Annotated in this window: 6 protein-coding genes; 1 reads left to right on the top strand and 5 read right to left on the bottom strand. The window is 37.2% G+C overall.

Translation table 11 applies throughout. The features are described 5' to 3' along the window. Window positions 1-15: 15 nt before the first annotated feature. Complete coding sequence (locus C4F50_RS04095) at window positions 16-930, top strand: bifunctional metallophosphatase/5'-nucleotidase (RefSeq protein WP_193845145.1); 915 nt, start codon at window positions 16-18, stop codon at window positions 928-930. Here C4F50_RS04095 and C4F50_RS04090 read toward each other — a convergent pair. From C4F50_RS04090 to C4F50_RS04070, 5 genes are all read right to left on the bottom strand, one after another. Continuing rightward, a complete protein-coding gene (locus tag C4F50_RS04090) occupies window positions 917-1,609 on the bottom strand; it encodes a lysoplasmalogenase family protein (protein ID WP_193845144.1) in 693 nt (230 codons plus the stop codon). The two genes, C4F50_RS04095 and C4F50_RS04090, sit on opposite strands and share 14 nt — an antisense overlap. Then, window positions 1,596-3,602, bottom strand: a complete 2,007-nt coding sequence (gene ligA / locus C4F50_RS04085) for an NAD-dependent DNA ligase LigA (RefSeq protein WP_193845143.1) — start codon at window positions 3,600-3,602, stop codon at window positions 1,596-1,598. The genes C4F50_RS04090 and ligA overlap by 14 nt, the downstream gene beginning before the upstream one ends. A 245-nt stretch (window positions 3,603-3,847) precedes the next feature. Then, complete coding sequence (locus C4F50_RS04080) at window positions 3,848-5,785, bottom strand: OmpA family protein (protein ID WP_193845142.1); 1,938 nt, start codon at window positions 5,783-5,785, stop codon at window positions 3,848-3,850. An 11-nt stretch (window positions 5,786-5,796) separates the two neighbouring features. Beyond that, entirely contained in the window at window positions 5,797-6,729 is a 933-nt protein-coding gene (locus tag C4F50_RS04075; RefSeq protein WP_193845141.1) for a PorP/SprF family type IX secretion system membrane protein, read from the bottom strand. Between the two features lie 47 nt (window positions 6,730-6,776). After that, entirely contained in the window at window positions 6,777-17,189 is a 10,413-nt protein-coding gene (locus C4F50_RS04070) for an Ig-like domain-containing protein (RefSeq protein WP_193845140.1), read from the bottom strand. Window positions 17,190-18,236 lie beyond the last annotated feature (1,047 nt).

The following is an 18,236-nucleotide window of genomic DNA, read 5'->3' as shown; positions in this document are numbered from 1 at the left end:
AAAATAAAATATAAAATGAAAAGAAGAGAGTTTATCGAAAAAACAGCAGCAAGTACTGCCCTATTAAGTTTAGGATTGTCTTTGAGCAGTTTTGAAACTTACGACGAAATTAAGCATCTAACCATTCTACATACTAATGATGTGCACAGCCACATTGATCCTTTTCCAGCAGACGATCCGCGTAATCCTAATAAAGGAGGCGTGTCGCGACGTGCTGCTTTGATAGAAACCATTCGTAGAGAAAATCCGAATGTGCTTTTATTAGATGCTGGAGATATTTTTCAGGGAACTCCTTATTTTAATTATTATGGAGGTGAATTGGAATTTAAGCTGATGAGTATGATGAAATATGACGCTTCCACTATCGGAAATCATGATTTTGACAATGGTCTTGACGGGTTATATGCGCAGCTGCCGCATGCTAGTTTTGATTTTATCAACTCGAATTATGATTTTAAAAACACGGTTATGGACGGACATGTTAAGCCGTACAAAATCTTTAATAAAAACGGAATTAAGGTTGGTGTTTTTGGTGTTGGAATTGAATTACAAGGTTTAGTAGATAAAAAATTATACTTGGAGACTGTTTATAATAATCCTGTTGAAGTTGCTCAGGATATGACACAGTTTTTAAAGAAAGAACAAAAATGCGATTTAGTTATTTGTCTTTCGCATTTAGGTTACAAATATAAAGACGATGAAAATAAGATTTCTGATCTTAAATTTGCCGAACAAACGCAGGATATCGATTTGATTATTGGCGGACATACACATACTTTTCTTGACAAACCGACTATTGTTAAAAATAAAGCAGGAGAAAATGTTCTGGTAAATCAGGTTGGCTGCTATGGAATAAATCTAGGCCGTATCGATTTTTATTTTGACAAAGACAAAGCGCATACCAATCAAGGCAGAACTATTGTTGTGTAACTTTTTTTTGAATTCTGGCTTTTTCCAAAAAGTATTCTACCATAAAGAAATAAGCCAGAATTTGAGTTATGTCTCGTATGAGAACCAATACTACAGAATACGAGAAATATTCATTAAAAATATAGAAGATATCCGAAAAGATATAACTTATTGCCATAAGTGACATTAGCAAAGTAATGTGTGTTCCTTTTGTGATGTAGCTTACAAAGGCAAAATAACTTAAAAGACTCAAAACGATTCCGTAAAAAGTATAGAGAAAATTGAATTTTTTCATATTGTCCAATTGCAGGCTTAAAACCGAAACCAAAAGGTACACTATAAAAACTACAACTATCGAAATTGGAAGAATGTCTCGTTTGGTAAGGCGGATTCTTTCGTGCTCTCTGATAAAAATTTTCACCAATAACATATAGACCACTAAAAAACTGATAACTCCAGCAATTTCAGAGGTTTCTATTTCCATTAAATCATAAACCTGTCCCACAAAACAGAATAAAAATATAAAGCCTTCTGTTTTTTTTATTTTAAATTCTGAACTTATTAAATAGTAAATAAATATCGCTGGCAGTACAATGGTTTTTGCATAAGTCGCAAGAAATTCCTGCTCTGTCCAGTCAAAAATGATGGTGCAGAGCAAGGCCAAAAAAAATAAAATTAAAGACGGCTTATTCGCTTTCATTCAATTTAGTTACAAAATCTTCTTCTGACAATATTGTGATATTTAATTTGGTGGCTTTTTCTAATTTGGCTGGTCCCATATTATCACCAGCTACAACAAAATCTGTTTTTGCAGAAATGGAACTTCCTACTTTTCCGCCGTTATCTTCTATCGCCTTCTTGAGCTCGTCTCTAGAAAACTGACTGAAAACTCCAGAAACTACAAATGTTTTTCCAACAAATTTCTCTGTTGCATTTGGATTGATTTTTTCTTCAATTTGAAATTGAATTCCGTAACTTTTTAAACGCTCAATGATGGTTTTATTTTCTTCGTTTTCAAAGAATTCAATTACGCTTTTAGCTATTCTTTCTCCAATTTCATCAACTAAAATTAAATCCATTAAAGAAGCCTGGCTCAATGCGTCAATATTTTTATAATGTTTTGCTAATTTCTTAGCTACAGTTTCGCCGACAAAACGAATTCCAAGGGCAAACAAAACGCTTTCAAACGGAATTTCTTTTGATTTCTCAACACCATTTACCAAATTTTCAGCAGATTTCTTTGCCATTCTTTCCAAGTGCAGAATATCATCTACCTTCAATTGATACAAATCTGCATAATTGTGCACTAATCCGTTTTTAAAAAGCAGCGCAACAGTTTCTCCTCCCAAGCCTTCAATATCCATAGCTTTTCTAGAAATATAATGCTGAATTCTGCCAATAATCTGCGGCGGACATCCGTAGAAATTCGGACAGTAATGATTGGCTTCGCCCACATTTCTAACCAATTCGGTATGGCATTCTGGACAATAGGATATGTAAGTTGTTTTTTCTGAATTTTCTGGACGTTTTTCTAAATCTACAGCAATGATTTTCGGAATGATTTCGCCTCCTTTTTCTACAAAAACGGTATCATTTATTCTAATATCTAGTTTTTCGATTTGATCGGCATTGTGCAGAGAAGCTCTTTTTACTATGGTTCCCGCAAGCTGTACCGGCTCTAAATTTGCAACTGGGGTTATGGCGCCCGTTCTTCCCACTTGATAAGAAATGGATTTTAATATTGTAGAAACCTGCTCTGATTTAAATTTATAGGCAATTGCCCAGCGCGGTGATTTTGCTGTGTAACCTAATTCTTCCTGATGCTGGATGCTGTTTACTTTTATAACAACACCATCGGTTTCATAAGGCAGTGTATGGCGGTGTATGTCCCAATAATCAATAAAATCAAAGACTTCTTGCATATTTTTTACCAATTTGGCTTCTTTTGGAACTTTGAATCCCCAATTTCTTGCAGATTCTAAACCTTCAAACTGCGACTTAAACGGTAAATTATTTCCTGTAACGAAGTATAATAAACATTCAAGCGGACGTTTGGCAACCTCAGCGCTGTCTTGCAATTTTAAACTTCCTGACGCTGTATTTCTTGGATTTGAATACGGTGTTTCTCCAATTTCGATTAATTCCTGATTCATTTTTTCGAAACCAGCAAAAGGCAGGATGATTTCTCCTCTAATATCAAATCTGTCCGGATAATTTCCTTTTAAATGTAAAGGAATTGATTTTATGGTTTTAATGTTATTAGTTACCTCATCTCCCTGAAAACCGTCGCCGCGTGTTAATGCCTGAACTAGTTTTCCGTTTTCGTACGAAATACTGATAGAAGCACCATCGTATTTTAATTCGCAGGTATATTGAAGCTCTACATTGCCTAAAACTCTTTGGATACGGTTTTCCCAATCCAAAAGATCTTCTTTCGAATAGGAATTATCTAAAGAATACATGCGGTATTGGTGCGCAATGGTTTTAAAATTTTTTGTCACCGAACCTCCTACGCGCTGTGTAGGCGAATTTTCGTCAAAAAATTCAGGGTGTTTGTTTTCTAAATCTTGCAGTTCTTTGAGCTTTATATCAAAATCATAGTCAGAAATTGTAGCATTGTCTAGTACGTAATAGTTGTAATTGTGTTTATTAAGTTCTTCTCGTAATGCTTGAATGGTCTCTTGAATGCTCATAAAATATTAAAATATTGCAGATTGGAATAATGGATAACTAAATATCAAAATTAGGATTTATTTTTGTTCGAGAGCATTAAAATTGAAAGTTTTATAAAATCAAAAATCAGACTGCAAATTCATGCAGTCTGATTTTCTCCTTGTCCATTATTCTTAAAAAAGAATTAATAAAAACCAACTTCCAAATGGTTTCGACGTTTTATACTTTACATTGATAATCAAATAATTACAATACAAATATAAAGCTATTTTTGAATAATGATAAAGTCTGACCTTCTATTTAGCACATGCTCTTCTTCTGTGCATTTTACACCATTTTTACACTTATTGATCAAACGGCTTTCACCATATCCTATCGCGCTTTCGATTCTAGAAGCATCAATTCCCTGAGAAAGAATATAATCTCTGGTTGATTTGGCTCTATTATCTGAAAGTTTTAAGTTATAGGCATCTTTTCCGCGAGAATCGGTATGCGACTCAATTTTGATTCTGATATTCGGAAATTTCTGCATGATAAAAACTACTTTAGACAATTCTTCGATTGCTTTTGGAGTAATATCAAATTTATCATAATCAAAATAAATAGGATTTACGTCAACTTTCTCAACACCTTGTTTTTTAACGACTAAGTCATCATAGTTACTCAATTCAAAATTGACATCTTTGATTTCTCCAGCATTTTCCCCAGTAGTTTCAACGGTTTTGTCATCGCTGCTGTAATTTATTTTTGCAGCAATCATTTTAACCACTTTATTACAAGGAACCTCAATGGCATATTTTCCGTCAAAGTTGGTTTTGGTTTCACCTAAAACTTCACTAAAAGAATTGTACGCCATAATGGTCACATCTGTCAAAGGTTTTTTGCTTTTATGATTCAATGCCATTCCAGAAATACTCTGATTGCAGACTGGTTTTCCTTTTATGAAAGAGTAAATATCATCATCTCCTTTACCTCCTGCTCTGTTAGAAGAAAAATAACCGTAATTGTTTGTTCTGTCTATTATAAAAGAAAAGTCGTCTTTGTTACTGTTAACAGGTGCTCCCAAATTTTTTGGAGTTGAGAAACTTCCGTCTGACAGGAATTTACTTTCATAAATATCCAAATCTCCCCAGCCATAATGTCCATCAGAAGAAAAGTACAATACTCCGTTTTGATAGAACGGAAAGACTTCATTACCAATAGTATTAATTTTTGGCCCTAAGTTTTGCGGAGAACTCATAGTTCCGTCGGCTGCAATTTTTACAACATACAAATCGGTTTCCCCGTAACCTCCCGGCATATCTGATGCAAAGAAAAGCCATTGTCCATCTTCACTTAAGGATGGATGCCCGACAGAATATTCATCGCTGTCAAAAAATACTTTTTGCGGATTTTCCAGTTTATTGTCTACAATTGCTCCTTTGACAATTTGGAAATTATTGACTTTTGCTTCGTCAACCACCAGTTTATTTTTCTTTACAATATTGGTTGAATAATAAATTGTCTTCCCTTCTTTGTCAAAACTTGCTGTTGCTTCGTGATATTTGGTCATTACATTTGGCAGAAAAACCGTTTCATTAAACAAACTTCCGTCTGCTGGATTTCTTTCTGCGAAATACAGATTTAAAAACGGCTGATTGTTCCAAGTATACAATTTCTCACTGAATTTTGTGGTATCACGTGCTGATGTAAAGACGATATTATCTTTAAAGAAAGTAGCTCCAAAATCTGATTTACTGGTATTGATATCTAGATTTTTAATAACGTAAAGCGGTTTTGCTTTTGCAACACTGTCCATGTATTTTTTTTGATAGACATATCGATTGATTTCTGCTTTGTCGCCTTTTTTATCCAGATATTCTTTGGTGATTTTGTCTGCTTGATCATAATCCATAACGGCTTTCATGGATTGGATGTAACGCAGATAGTAAATATCAGTTAAATTGTTTCCTTGAACTTCGTAAAGTTTTCTATACCATTTTAATGCATTTCTGGAATCCGAAATAAAATAATAGGAATCTGCTGCATTTTTTAAGGTCTGAGCCGATGGATCTTTTATGTTCTGCAAAATTTCTTCGTAGGCTTTTGAAGCATCCAAATAGGCATAATTTCTAAACAAAGCATCGGCTTTCTTTAAGTTTGTTTTTTGAGCGAAACTAAACGTAACGCTCAAAATTAAACATAGGATATATAGTTTTCTCATAGGTTTTATTTTTAGAAGAATCGAGGGGATTTAATTTTGCTTTGGTTTTTCACAAATTGATAACGCAAGATGATCTCATGAGAACCATCATTGTATTTGTTCAATTGACTTACCGTGTAATCAAATGCATATCCGAGATAAAAACTTGGCGAAATCTGAAAACCTGCCAAAATACTCACAGAATCATCTGTTCGATACGCTCCCCCAATGACAAACTTTTCCTGAATCATAAAATTTGCCGATACATCTGCTGTAATTGGTGCTCCGCTTACGGCTTTTACTAAAAATGCTGGTTTAAATTTCAAATTTGGATTCAAATCAAAAACATAACCTCCCATTAAATAGTAATGCATACGATCATAATCTATAGATTCCTGAACGTCGTCATAATAATCATTCTGAATAAAACTTGGAACAGAGAGTCCTACATACCATTTTTCTGTGTAGTAGTAAATTCCGGCTCCTACCGCCAATTTCATTTGATTATCAATATTCTGATTTAATAAAACGTCATTATTATCATAGTATCTTCCTTTTGACCAATCTATATTCAACATTCTCATACCCGCTTTTAGACCAAAGGCCAAGCGTTTTTCATAACCAAGAGGTAATGAGTAAGAGAAGTTTCCGTCAAGATATAATTCGTTGGAAGGACCTATTTTATCGTTTACAACGCTCAATCCTAACCCCACTTTTTCATTTCGCAGCGGCGAATGTATAGAGAAAGACTGTGTTTCTGGCGCTCCAGAAATTCCAACCCATTGAGAACGATATAAAAGTGCTGCCTCTATGGTTCCGGTAGATCCAGCATACGCTGGATTTACCGCCATAGTATTGTACATGTACTGAGTGTACTCCGGATCCTGTTGTGCTGTGGCACAAACCGTGATAAAAGAACATATTAAGATGAAATATGTTTCTAATGATTTTATATATAGTTTCATAACGATACTTATTTAGTTTAATTAGTTAGATGATTAATAGCAGCTGCTTATCTCATGATAGATAACCAGCCTTTTTTAACCGTTCCATCTCCAATGGTAATCACATAAAAATAAGTACCTGTTGGCAGCATATCTCCTCTATTAACAACTCCGGATACATTTGCAGTTCCGTTCCAATCATTTTCATAATGTACTTTACTGTACACTAATGCTCCGTATCTGTTAAATACTTTCAGCTCATTATTTGGATAAGATTCAATACAATCAATTCTAAACAGATCGTTTGCTCCATCATTATTTGGTGTAAACTCATTGTAAACCGTCAAACAAATTGGTTCTAATGTAACCGAAGCCGAATTATTTGATGGATCAACATCTAAAGGCGTAGAAATTTCGACAGTTGCAACACTGGTGTAGTTACCGCTTGATAGAACTTCTGCCACAATAGTCAGTGTTACACTTTGACCAGCATTTAATGTCGGTATGGTCCAAAGTTGTGTAGCTGGGTCATATGTTCCTATAGATGCAGATGAACTTACTAATTGTAAACCGCTAGGTAATAAATCACTAACTATAGTGTTAATAAAATCTCCTTCGCCAACGTTATTTACCGTTATGGTAAAAGTTACTTTATCGCCAAAGTTTGGAGTTGGATTGTCTACTGTATGTGTAATCGTTAAGTCTGAACAGCTTGACACATTTACATTAAGTGATTTTACCGTTCTTTCATCACAATTATTCAAATAAACTACCTCAACTCTTCCTGGGCCAATATCTGACCAAGAAACTGTTACAGAACCGTCAGCATTACCGCCTCCAGAAATAATCGTACCGCCGGTAATTGTCCATAGATAACTTGATTTGCCGTTTGCTATTGAGTATGTTACTCCTTTAAAAACACAAGGTGTATCATCTGTTGTTGCAATTTGTACTGCTGCATCATTTTCAAACGAAACTGTAATCGCTAATCTAGGACCATTGTCACAACCATTTGTAGTATTACTCAGTGCTCCTGCGTAATAAGTTGTGGCTGTAAGCGGCGTGTTCGCTGCTAATGGTGTTCCTCCTGTTGCATTTGTGTACCAAACTACATTCGCTTCGTTAACTAAAATATTGGCCAATGTTGGTAAAGCATTCAAACAGAATGATTGCGCTGTTCTTGGTGTTGTAATTACAGCTGGTGCATTTACATTTACCGCCACTGCCAAGCGAACTGAGTTTTCGCATCCAACTGCACTTGAAATTACACCGTAATAAGTGCCTGTTGCTAATGCTGTTGCTGGCGGCAATGCAGTTCCTCCTGTTGCTGTAGTATACCAGATTACATTGGCTTCGTTTACTTGAATATTTGCCACTGTCGGATTATTCAATGTACAGAAGTTTTGTGTTGCATTATTGGTAGTTGGAGTTCCCGCAGGATCAACAACTGTTACCGTTACCTGCAGACGTGTTGTACTTTCGCAGCCTGTTGCTGCATCAATTACATTTCCGAAATAAACTCCAGAAGTTAACAATGTTGCGGTTGGAATAGCTGTACCGCCTGTGGCAGCAGTATACCAAGTTACATTTCCTTCATTTACCTGAATATTGGCAAACGTTGGTGCATTTGTAGAACAAAATGTCTGCGCCGCATTATTGGTAGTTGGATTAACTGTATTTCCTACTGTAACCGCAACTTGCAATCTTACACTGCTTTCGCAGCCTGTTGCTGGATCTGTTACGGCTCCATAGTAAGTTGCTGTTGTTAATACTGTTGTTGCAGCTAAAGCTGTTCCGCCTGTTGGAGCAGTATACCAAACTACATTGCTTTCGTTTACTTGAATATTGGCAACCGTAGGATTGGTTCCTGAACAGAATGTCTGTGCTGCTGCAGTTGTTGTTGGTGTAGCTGGATCGCTTACAATTACATCAACTGTTAATCTTACTGCACTTTCACAACCCGTTGCCGGATCTAAAATTGCTGCAAAATACTGACCTGTTGTCAACACTGTTGTTGAAGGGATCAATGTACCGCCTGTTAAAGCTGTATACCAAACAATATTTGCCTGAGTAGTTTGAATACTTGCAAATGTTGGTGCATTTACCGTACAGAAGTTTTGTGTTCCTGCTGAAACCAAAGTTGGTGTTCCCGGATCGCTTACAATTACATCAACTGTTAATCTTGCAGCGCTTTCGCATCCTGTTACACCATCTGTTAATGCTGCATAGTATGTGCCTGTCGTTAAAGCCGTTGTTGGAGCTATAACAGTTCCTCCCGTTAAAGCAGTATACCAAACGATATTTGTCTGATTGAACTGAACGCTTGCAAATGTCGGTGCGTTTACCGTACAGAAGTTTTGTGTTCCTGCTGTTACCAAGGTTGGTGTTCCTGGATCGTTTACAATAACATCAACGGTTAATCTTACTGCACTCTCACAACCCGTTGCTGGATCTAAAATTGCTGCAAAATACTGACCTGTTGTCAATGCTGTTGTTGATGGAATAAATGTGCCGCCTGTTAAAGCTGTGTACCAAACAATATTTGCTTCATTAGTCTGAATATTAGCAAAAGTAGGTGCATCTTCTAAACAGAAGTTTTGTGTTCCTGCTGTTACCAATGTTGGTGTTCCCGGATCGCTTACAATTACATCAACTGTTAATCTCACCGCGCTCTCACAACCCGTTGCCGGATCTAAAATTGCTGCAAAATACTGACCTGTTGTCAACACTGTTGTTGATGGAATCAATGTACCTCCTGTTAAAGCTGTATACCAAACAATATTAGTTTCGTTAGTCTGAATACTTGCAAATGTTGGTGCATTCACCGTACAGAAATTTTGTGTTCCTGCTGTAACCAAAGTTGGTGTTCCCGGATCGCTTACAATTACATCAACTGTTAACCTTGCAGCGCTTTCGCATCCTGTTACACCATCTGTTAATGCTGCATAGTATGTGCCTGTTATTAAAGTTGTGGTCGGAGCAATAACAGTTCCTCCCGTTAAAGCAGTGTACCAAACGATATTAGTCTGATTGAACTGAACGCTTGCAAATGTCGGTGCGTTTACCGTACAGAAGTTTTGTGTTCCTGCTGTAACCAAAGTTGGTGTTCCCGGATCGTTTACAATAACATCAACTGTTAATCTTACTGCACTCTCACAACCTGTTGCCGGATCTAAAATTGCTGCAAAATACTGACCTGTTGTCAATGCTGTTGTAGAAGGAATCAATGTACCGCCTGTTAAAGCAGTATACCAAACAATATTTGCTTCATTAGTTTGAATACTTGCAAAAGTAGGTGCGTCTTCTAAACAGAAGTTTTGTGTTCCTGCTGTTACCAAGGTTGGTGTTCCTGGATCGCTTACAATTACATCAACTGTTAATCTTACTGCACTTTCACAACCCGTTGCAGGATCTAAAATTGCTGCAAAATACTGACCTGTGGTCAAAGCTGTTGTAGAAGGAATCAATGTACCGCCTGTTAAAGCTGTATACCAAACAATATTAGTTTGATTAAATTGAATGCTTGCAAACGTTGGTGCATTTACCGTACAGAAGTTTTGTGTTCCTGCTGTAACCAAAGTTGGTGTTCCCGGATCGCTTACAATAACATCAACTGTTAATCTTGCAGCACTTTCGCATCCTGTTACACCATCTGTTAATGCAGCGTAGTATGTGCCTGTCGTTAAAGCTGTTGTTGGAGCTATAACAGTTCCTCCTGTTAAAGCAGTGTACCAAACGATATTTGTCTGATTGAACTGAACGCTTGCAAATGTCGGTGCGTTTACCGTACAAAAGTTTTGTGTTCCTGCTGTTACCAAGGTTGGTGTTCCCGGATCGTTTACAATAACATCAACGGTTAATCTTACTGCACTCTCACAACCCGTTGCCGGATCTAAAATTGCTGCAAAATACTGACCTGTTGTCAATGCTGTTGTTGATGGAATAAATGTACCGCCTGTTAAAGCAGTATACCAAACAATATTTGCTTCATTAGTCTGAATATTAGCAAAAGTAGGTGCATCTTCTAAACAGAAGTTTTGTGTGCCTGCTGTTACCAATGTTGGTGTTCCAGGATCGCTCACAATAACATCAACTGTTAATCTTACTGCGCTCTCACAACCCGTTGCCGGATCTAAAATTGCTGCAAAATACTGACCTGTTGTCAATGCTGTTGATGAAGGAATCAATGTACCTCCTGTTAAAGCTGTATACCAAACAATATTAGTTTGATTAAATTGAATGCTTGCAAATGTTGGTGCATTTACTGTACAGAAGTTTTGCGTTCCTGCTGTTACCAAAGTTGGTGTTCCTGGATCGCTTACAATTACGGTAACTTCTAGTCTTACCGAGCTTTCACAGCCCGTAGCCAAATCACCAGATACTGCGTAATAAACACCACTTGTAAGTGCTGTCGTTGCTGGAATTACTGTTCCGCCTGTTGCAGCAGTATACCAAACAATATTGGCTCCGTTAACTTGAATACTTGCAAATGTCGGCGCATTTGCCGCACAGAAGTTTTGTGTTCCTGGCGTAACCAAAGTCGGTGTATCTGGATCACTAATTATAATTACCGCATCTTGTAAAGTTCCGGCGATGTTTTCGCAGGTATTAGTGCTAGAAACAGCTACATAATAAGTAATCGGACTCATTGCTTTTGTTAATCCAACTGCTGTTAAAACACCTGCTGGACTAATTGCATAAGTAACACCATTTATTACAGCACCATCTGTGATTGGCTGTGTTTTATTTACATCCAAATACCACGTAAATACTGCCGCACTCAATGTTGGTGCTGTTGGCGTTAGTGATGCCGGCACGCTGTGACAGCTTACCAAATCATCAACCAAAATATCATTTACTGTTGACGCTGGTAAAATTGTGAACGTAATTTGTTTTCTATCTGCTGCTGCTGTTTCACAAAATTCATCAGAACTAACACCAACATAATAAGTGTATGTTCCTGGTGCCAATCCATTAACAATTAATTGCGAAGTGTTTTCCCCTGCAATCAATTGGCTTGTAGTTCCGTTAAAACTATACCAGTAATAAACCGGATTCGTTAAAGCCGGCGATCCGCTTAATGAGGTTGCCAAAGTTACTGTTCCTGAAGGGGCACAAATCGAAGTTGCTGCTCCTCCATTTAAAGTAATATCCGTTAAAGCATTTACTGGAGCAGAAGCTTTAACTTCTACAGTTACTTCTCCTCTTGCAAACGTTTCACATCCGTAACGTACCGGCTGTACATAATATTTATAAATTCCGGCGGTTAAGTTTGCCGGTACCGTAAAATTAATACCTGTTGAAACTGCTGTTCCTCCTGTTGGTGCATCGTACCAAATATAAGTCGAACACGAGGTCTCGGGTATCTGAAGTGTAATTGTGGTTCCTGGACAAACTACTATTTTGTTCGCAGGATCTGCTCCTATAACGGTTGTATTAGCACTTCTTTCAACAGTGTGAACTCTTAAGAATTCCAGCACACCTGCAACTCCTCCAAAACGAATTCTTACTCTGTCGTAAATTTCTGTTGGAGAAGAAACTAATGCCACTGCCATCGTATTTCCAGGCAATAATCTCAAGCTTAATAAAGTACTTGTATTTTGAATAGGCGCTCCTACCGCAACATTTCCTAAGTAACGTTGAATAGTGAATCCTGTAAGCAGATTAACATCTAAAAGAGTTGCTGGTTTAGAAATCACAATTCGTAACGTATCACTTACTACAGAAGGCGTTTTAAATTGAACCGTTAAATCTGCTGCTGCTAAGACCCCTGCACCGCTGTACATTGTAGCAAAAGTTGTAATATCATTATCTGCAACATTAAATGCATCACTTACTCCTACTAAAGCAGTAGCCGCACCGATACCGATATCTGTTGCTCCATAAAATACATCTTGAATATCTCCTCCGATACAACTAACAGTGGTAGTTGGCTGTTTGTAATAAGCATCAAAAACTTTTACATTTTGTCCCACACTTACTAGAGATGCAGATTGAATTCTGATTCCATCGTAATCTTGCGGACCTGAGGCATTAGAAGGAACAAAAGTAAACTCATAAGTGTTATCTCCTGAGATTAAATTTAATAATGAACCAGATACTGACTGCATTGTTCCGATATCAACCCCCGCTTTAGTTCCGATTACTGATAAATTTTGTCCAACTGCCAATAAACTGTATTCTGAACCTAATTTTACAGTTACTGGAGTTCCTTTTACGATATTACCCGGCCAAGTTAAATTCTGCCATGTGGTACCAACTCCTAAAAGTCCAATTCCTGTATTTATAGTAGAGTATGTTTGCGGATTTCCGTCCGCTGCATTTGCAGCATCAGAAACACCTCCAGTGATAATAGATCCAACAGTTTGTCCGTCAGCATATACTCTCTCTGTTAAAGACTGACAATTAGTCAAGTCAATCACATTAATAACTTTTACTCCCGTTACACTGCAAGTTCCTAGTGTGGCAACTACTGTATAAGTGTAAACTCCAGGTGTATTTAAAACTCCTGTTGTAGGTGGATTCAACTGATTTCCTTGTGGATCATACCACACAATTGTTCCGTTAGAAACTGCAGTCAAGGCTACATTTGTTCCTATGTTTACCGATTCTGATGGATTAGTAATAACTAATGTTGGTAAGGCATTAATTGTAACAGTAACCGATTGTCGAACAGAAGGACAAGTAACACCGTTACCTTGAGCTTCTATCGAATAAGTACCGTTCGCCGTTATATTAGACGCCTGATCGCCAGTAATTTCAGTATTTGCTGAATTATAAAATCTATACGTTGTGTTTCCTGTACTGTCAAAATTAACAATAGCATCTCGTAAATTGGCACTTCCACAGCCTGCTAATGCAGAATCTACATTTAAAGTCGTTGCTGTTGGAAGAGTTACTGTTACAGGTTTTAGTGTATTGATTGCATTTTCGCATGTTGCAGTACCCGAAACAGAAATATAGTATGTAAACGGAGTATTAGTCGCATCCAATCCTGAAATTGACAATGCCCCAGTAGTAGGATTTTTTGAGAAGACTGCATTAGGAACCCCCGCAACAGAACTTCCTGTAATCTCTACAGATTTATCTGCAAGGGTATAGTATCTATACTGTGCCCCGGCTATCGTAGAGGCAGGTGCCAAAATTGCTGTGCCGTCACATCCAGCCTCTATCGGGCTTGCAATTGTGATATCTGTACTTAGTGCCAACGGATTTACTGTAACCGCAACAGGCTGGCGGGCACTATTTTGACAAGTTCCTCTAGCTGTTTCTAAATAATAAATAGTAGTAGCAGGTAAGTTCCCTGTTGATAACGAAGCTGTAGAAGACAGCAATGCACCACCGCTAGGTAAATCATACCATGCAAATGTTTCTCCTGGTACAGTAGAGCTAGCTGTTAAAGTAGTTCCCGTTCCTTCACAAATTGGTGTCGCATTCCCTGTAATTACAGCATCTTTAAATCTAAATGATGCTCCATAGATATCTAACTGTCTCAAAGCTGTCAATAGCCCTCCCAATCTTACTCGAACTCCGGTAAAATCAGCACCAGCTACAAAACTAGCTCTAAAACGGTCTCCGCCTAAAAGCTGTACATTTACTAGTGAACTAATCGAAACTTCATCAGGATTGTTTGTCCCCCCGTTATAACTTTCTAACGTAATATAGGATAGCGCACTAATGTCTAAAACTCCTGTAGGAAGCCCTAATTCAACTTCGATAATATCTCCAGCAAGACCTGTAGAAGCAAAATCAAGTTTTTGTTGTACAAATCCTCCCAACCCAGCAGCTATACTAAGTCTAGTTGCTGTATTTATATCAGTGTCTACAGAAAGAGACTCCGTTCCAACTACAGCTCCACACAACAAACACAATACTCCGTCATTTGATATAGTCTGATTATTAGCCTGCAGACAAGTGGTAATAGGCTTGTTTACAACTACTGTGATAGATGCTCTAGCAGCACTTACACAACCAGCAGCATTTCTCGCAGCAATATAATAAGTCGTATTAGCGGTGAGAGCTGGTGTAGTATAATTTAAATTTGAAGTCAATAATGTCCCCCCTGTTGGTGCATCATACCAATCGTATATGATACCTGCAACAGGATTAGAAACCTGCAAGACAACTGTTTGTCCCGATTGAATACTAACTGTTGAAGAGGCAACTGTTGGTGTCGCTGGTAATGGACTTACATTTAAATTTACAGCAGTACGCGTCGCATTTATACAACTTCCTATTGCAGCTTCAACAAAATAACTAGTATTTGCCGTTAAAACCGGAGTTGTAAATGATGTTCCTGTAAATACTAAATTTCCTCCCGAAGCAGCATCATACCAATTGTAATCTGTTCCTGCAACTGGTGCTTGAACAGTAAGTGTAGAAGTCTGTCCGCTGCAAAGATCTAGAGAAGAAGCCGTTACCACTGGTGCAATAGGTGCAACTACAGAAACAGAAACTGGTGATCTTTCGCTGTTTACACAACCATTTCTTGTAATCTCAACATAATAAGTAGCTCCAGCTGTTAATGCAGGAGTTGTATACGAAGCTGTGCTTGACAAAAGATTTCCTCCTGTTGCTGCATCATACCACGCAGCTGTTTCTCCTACCGCAAGAGCTGCTGTCAAATTAGCTTGTGCGCCGCTGCAAATAGGATCGTTTCCAGAAATTGCCGGAACTTTATATCTATAAGCCGCTTGATAAATATCTAAACTGGTTAATAAAGTAGCAAGACCTCCCAATCGCACTTCAACACGATCAAAATTTGCTCCCGCAACCACACTTGCTCTAAAACGATTTCCTCCTAATAATTGAACATTTAGTAAATTATTAATAGACGTTCTATCATTATTAAAAGTCGCTCCATTATAAGTAGCAAGGCTAATGTAACTTAAAGCCGAAACGTTTAAAACACCCGCAGGCAGTTCCAATTCTACATCTACAATATCGCCCGCTTTTCCGGGATTACTAAACTGTAAAGTCTGCTGTACCCAGCCATTAATCAGCCCTACTGGCACCGTTAATCTCGCTGCTGTATTGATATCTCCATCAACAGATAAGTTCGGATTTGTCGAGCTGCACAAAACACAAAGCCCATTAAGCAATGTCTGCTGACTGCTCGCCTGAAGACACCCGACCGAAGTTGTAATGACATTTACCAAGACAGGTATTCTAGCTGTACTTACGCAGGCACCAGAAGCACTCTGAGTCTCTACGTAATATGTTTTAGACGCCGTTAATATTGGTGTCGTAAAAGTTGGTGAATTAGTGGCAACGGCAGTACCTCCGGTAAGTGTTTCATACCAATTTATGGTTGCTCCAGCTTCAGAAGTAGAGGCGCTTAAAGTTGCATTTTGACCTGATTGAATCGTAACACTCTGTGTTAAAACAGTCGGAGCTGCCGGAACAGGATTCGAAACAACATTTACCTGTGTTCTTGTCGGACTTATACAACCTCCAATTGAAGCTTCTACATAAAAACTTGTCGTTCCTAAAGGCACTGTTGGAGAGTATGTTGTTCCTGTTGCCAAAGATGTTCCACTGCTTGGAACAGAAAACCAATTATATGTAGTTCCAGGTATAGGATTAACCAAAGACAAAGTTGTCGACTGAGTTGGTGTCGACGAACATAAAGCAGTTCCAACGTTACTTACAGCTGGAGCCACAGGATTGGAAACATTTAATACTACTGGAACTCTTTCATTACTTTCGCATCCTCCTACTGAACGACTTACACCTATATAATAAGTTGTATTTGTAGTTAAAGCTGGAGTCGTAAAGGTATTTCCAGTCACCAAAGCAGTTGTAGAAGACGGAGAACTGTACCACGCTAAAGATGTTCCTGCAGCAGGCACAGCTGTTAAAGCTGCCGTACTTCCTGAGCAGACAGTCTGAGTCAAACCTCCATTTACTGTTGGTTTTGCAAACTCAAGTCGTACATCATAAATTCTAAATTCAGTTAGTGCAGTAACCGCACCGCCTAAATTAAACTGAATCTCATTTGCCGGACCAGGCAACGTCAATCTTAAAACTCCCACGGTATTCCCGGGAAGCAATGACAAATTCAGCAGCGGACTATTGACTGCTATACTAGAACCAACATTGGCTCCATTAAGTTTTGCCTGTAGACTTGCTGTTGACAACAAAGATAAACTAAGTAATCCAGGTCCGCTGCCAACGTACAGAACTACCTGATCTCCCGTTTGTGCCGTCTGACCAAATCTCATAGTCTCTTCTACTGTACACAATACACCGACAAGCGTATTTAAAGAAGTAAAAGTGGTTAGACTAGGATCATTGTCATAAGCCCCCGTTGGATTGGTCAAAGTAGCACCAATACAAGCCAAACCAGAAATACTGTTTGTATTGGATACTGGTCGACAAAAAGTCTGAGCAAAACTTTTATTACATATAAGTAATAAAAATAAAAGTCCTAATAATCTCTTGTGAACAGCGAGATCATAAAAAGTAGAATTTTTTTTCATAATTTGGAAGATTAGAAAATGGACAATAAAACACCTCTCGCAATAAGCAAAAAGCTTACGCAATTAAACAATCAGTTAAAAATCAAATAGTTAATTTTTAAATTAAAAACTTAAAACGCTTAAGTTTTTAATTTACATTTCATAAAAAATTATGTTGAATCGGGTATATCGAAATATACCAAAGAACAAAAACGATCTCGAAGAGAAAGAAACTGTTCTATTTTTTGAAAGGAAAAAAGACATAAATCTGTTTTCCAAGAGGAGTGATTTGCTGCAGGTCTAATTTTCATAATGAAAATTTTTAGTTAAAGCAGAATTGGGGGGAAATTCTATTTTAATATGTATATAAGAATTCAAAATTTTATAGAAGGTTGATTACTCCTTTTATAAAGCCTCTTACAATAAAACAATACTTTTAAGAGAGATTGAATACTTTAATTTTTTTTAAAACAACAAAACATCCCGATTTAATCAACTGGCCTCGGCGCGGGTGAAAAAAACAGAATCTTATTATAGAAATATATAAGGGTAAAATTTAATATAGAGAAAAACTTCAATCTACGTTTTGAATGAAGTAAACTTAAAAGAATAAAAGATAAAGCCGAAATAAGAGAACTAACTAAAGTAAACTTGATGAAGAAAGTAATTGTCAATTCCATACGCAGACTTATTAAGTTATTATTATAAAATATAAATTTTAAAAAATGTCAAAAACATAATAAGTGAATTTGTCAATAATTCTAACAATAGAATTAAAAGTATAAGCTTAAAATGTTTTTGGTAATTGCAAAAGAAAAACTTTGTTTAACTTTTGTATTCTAAAATTAGAAAAAACACAAACACAAAACAACTATAAAATTCTTATGTTTTCTATTTTGACATTTCAGCAGGGGTCGCTACATCACGTAAACATCAGAAAAACCTACACATTTTAACACAATTAAGTCTCGTAATTAAACTTAAACAAAACTTATAGAAATTATGTTAAAAATTAAAAATTAAAGTAAAAACCTACTTTTTAACAAAAAACACGAAAAAAAATATCCG

The sequence above is a fragment of the Flavobacterium hungaricum genome (genome assembly GCF_015182285.1).
Lineage (GTDB): Bacteria > Bacteroidota > Bacteroidia > Flavobacteriales > Flavobacteriaceae > Flavobacterium > Flavobacterium hungaricum.
This window is presented reverse-complemented; position numbering and strand designations above follow the sequence as displayed.

What these genes read in the sequence shown, in the direction of transcription:
- C4F50_RS04095 (WP_193845145.1), top strand. Translation starts at nt 16, where the DNA reads ATGAAAAGAAGAGAGTTTATCGAAAAAACAGCAGCAAGTACTGCCCTA.
- C4F50_RS04090 (WP_193845144.1), bottom strand. Translation starts at nt 1,609, where the DNA reads ATGAAAGCGAATAAGCCGTCTTTAATTTTATTTTTTTTGGCCTTGCTC.
- ligA (WP_193845143.1), bottom strand. Translation starts at nt 3,602, where the DNA reads ATGAGCATTCAAGAGACCATTCAAGCATTACGAGAAGAACTTAATAAA.
- C4F50_RS04080 (WP_193845142.1), bottom strand. Translation starts at nt 5,785, where the DNA reads ATGAGAAAACTATATATCCTATGTTTAATTTTGAGCGTTACGTTTAGT.
- C4F50_RS04075 (WP_193845141.1), bottom strand. Translation starts at nt 6,729, where the DNA reads ATGAAACTATATATAAAATCATTAGAAACATATTTCATCTTAATATGT.
- C4F50_RS04070 (WP_193845140.1), bottom strand. Translation starts at nt 17,189, where the DNA reads ATGAAAAAAAATTCTACTTTTTATGATCTCGCTGTTCACAAGAGATTA.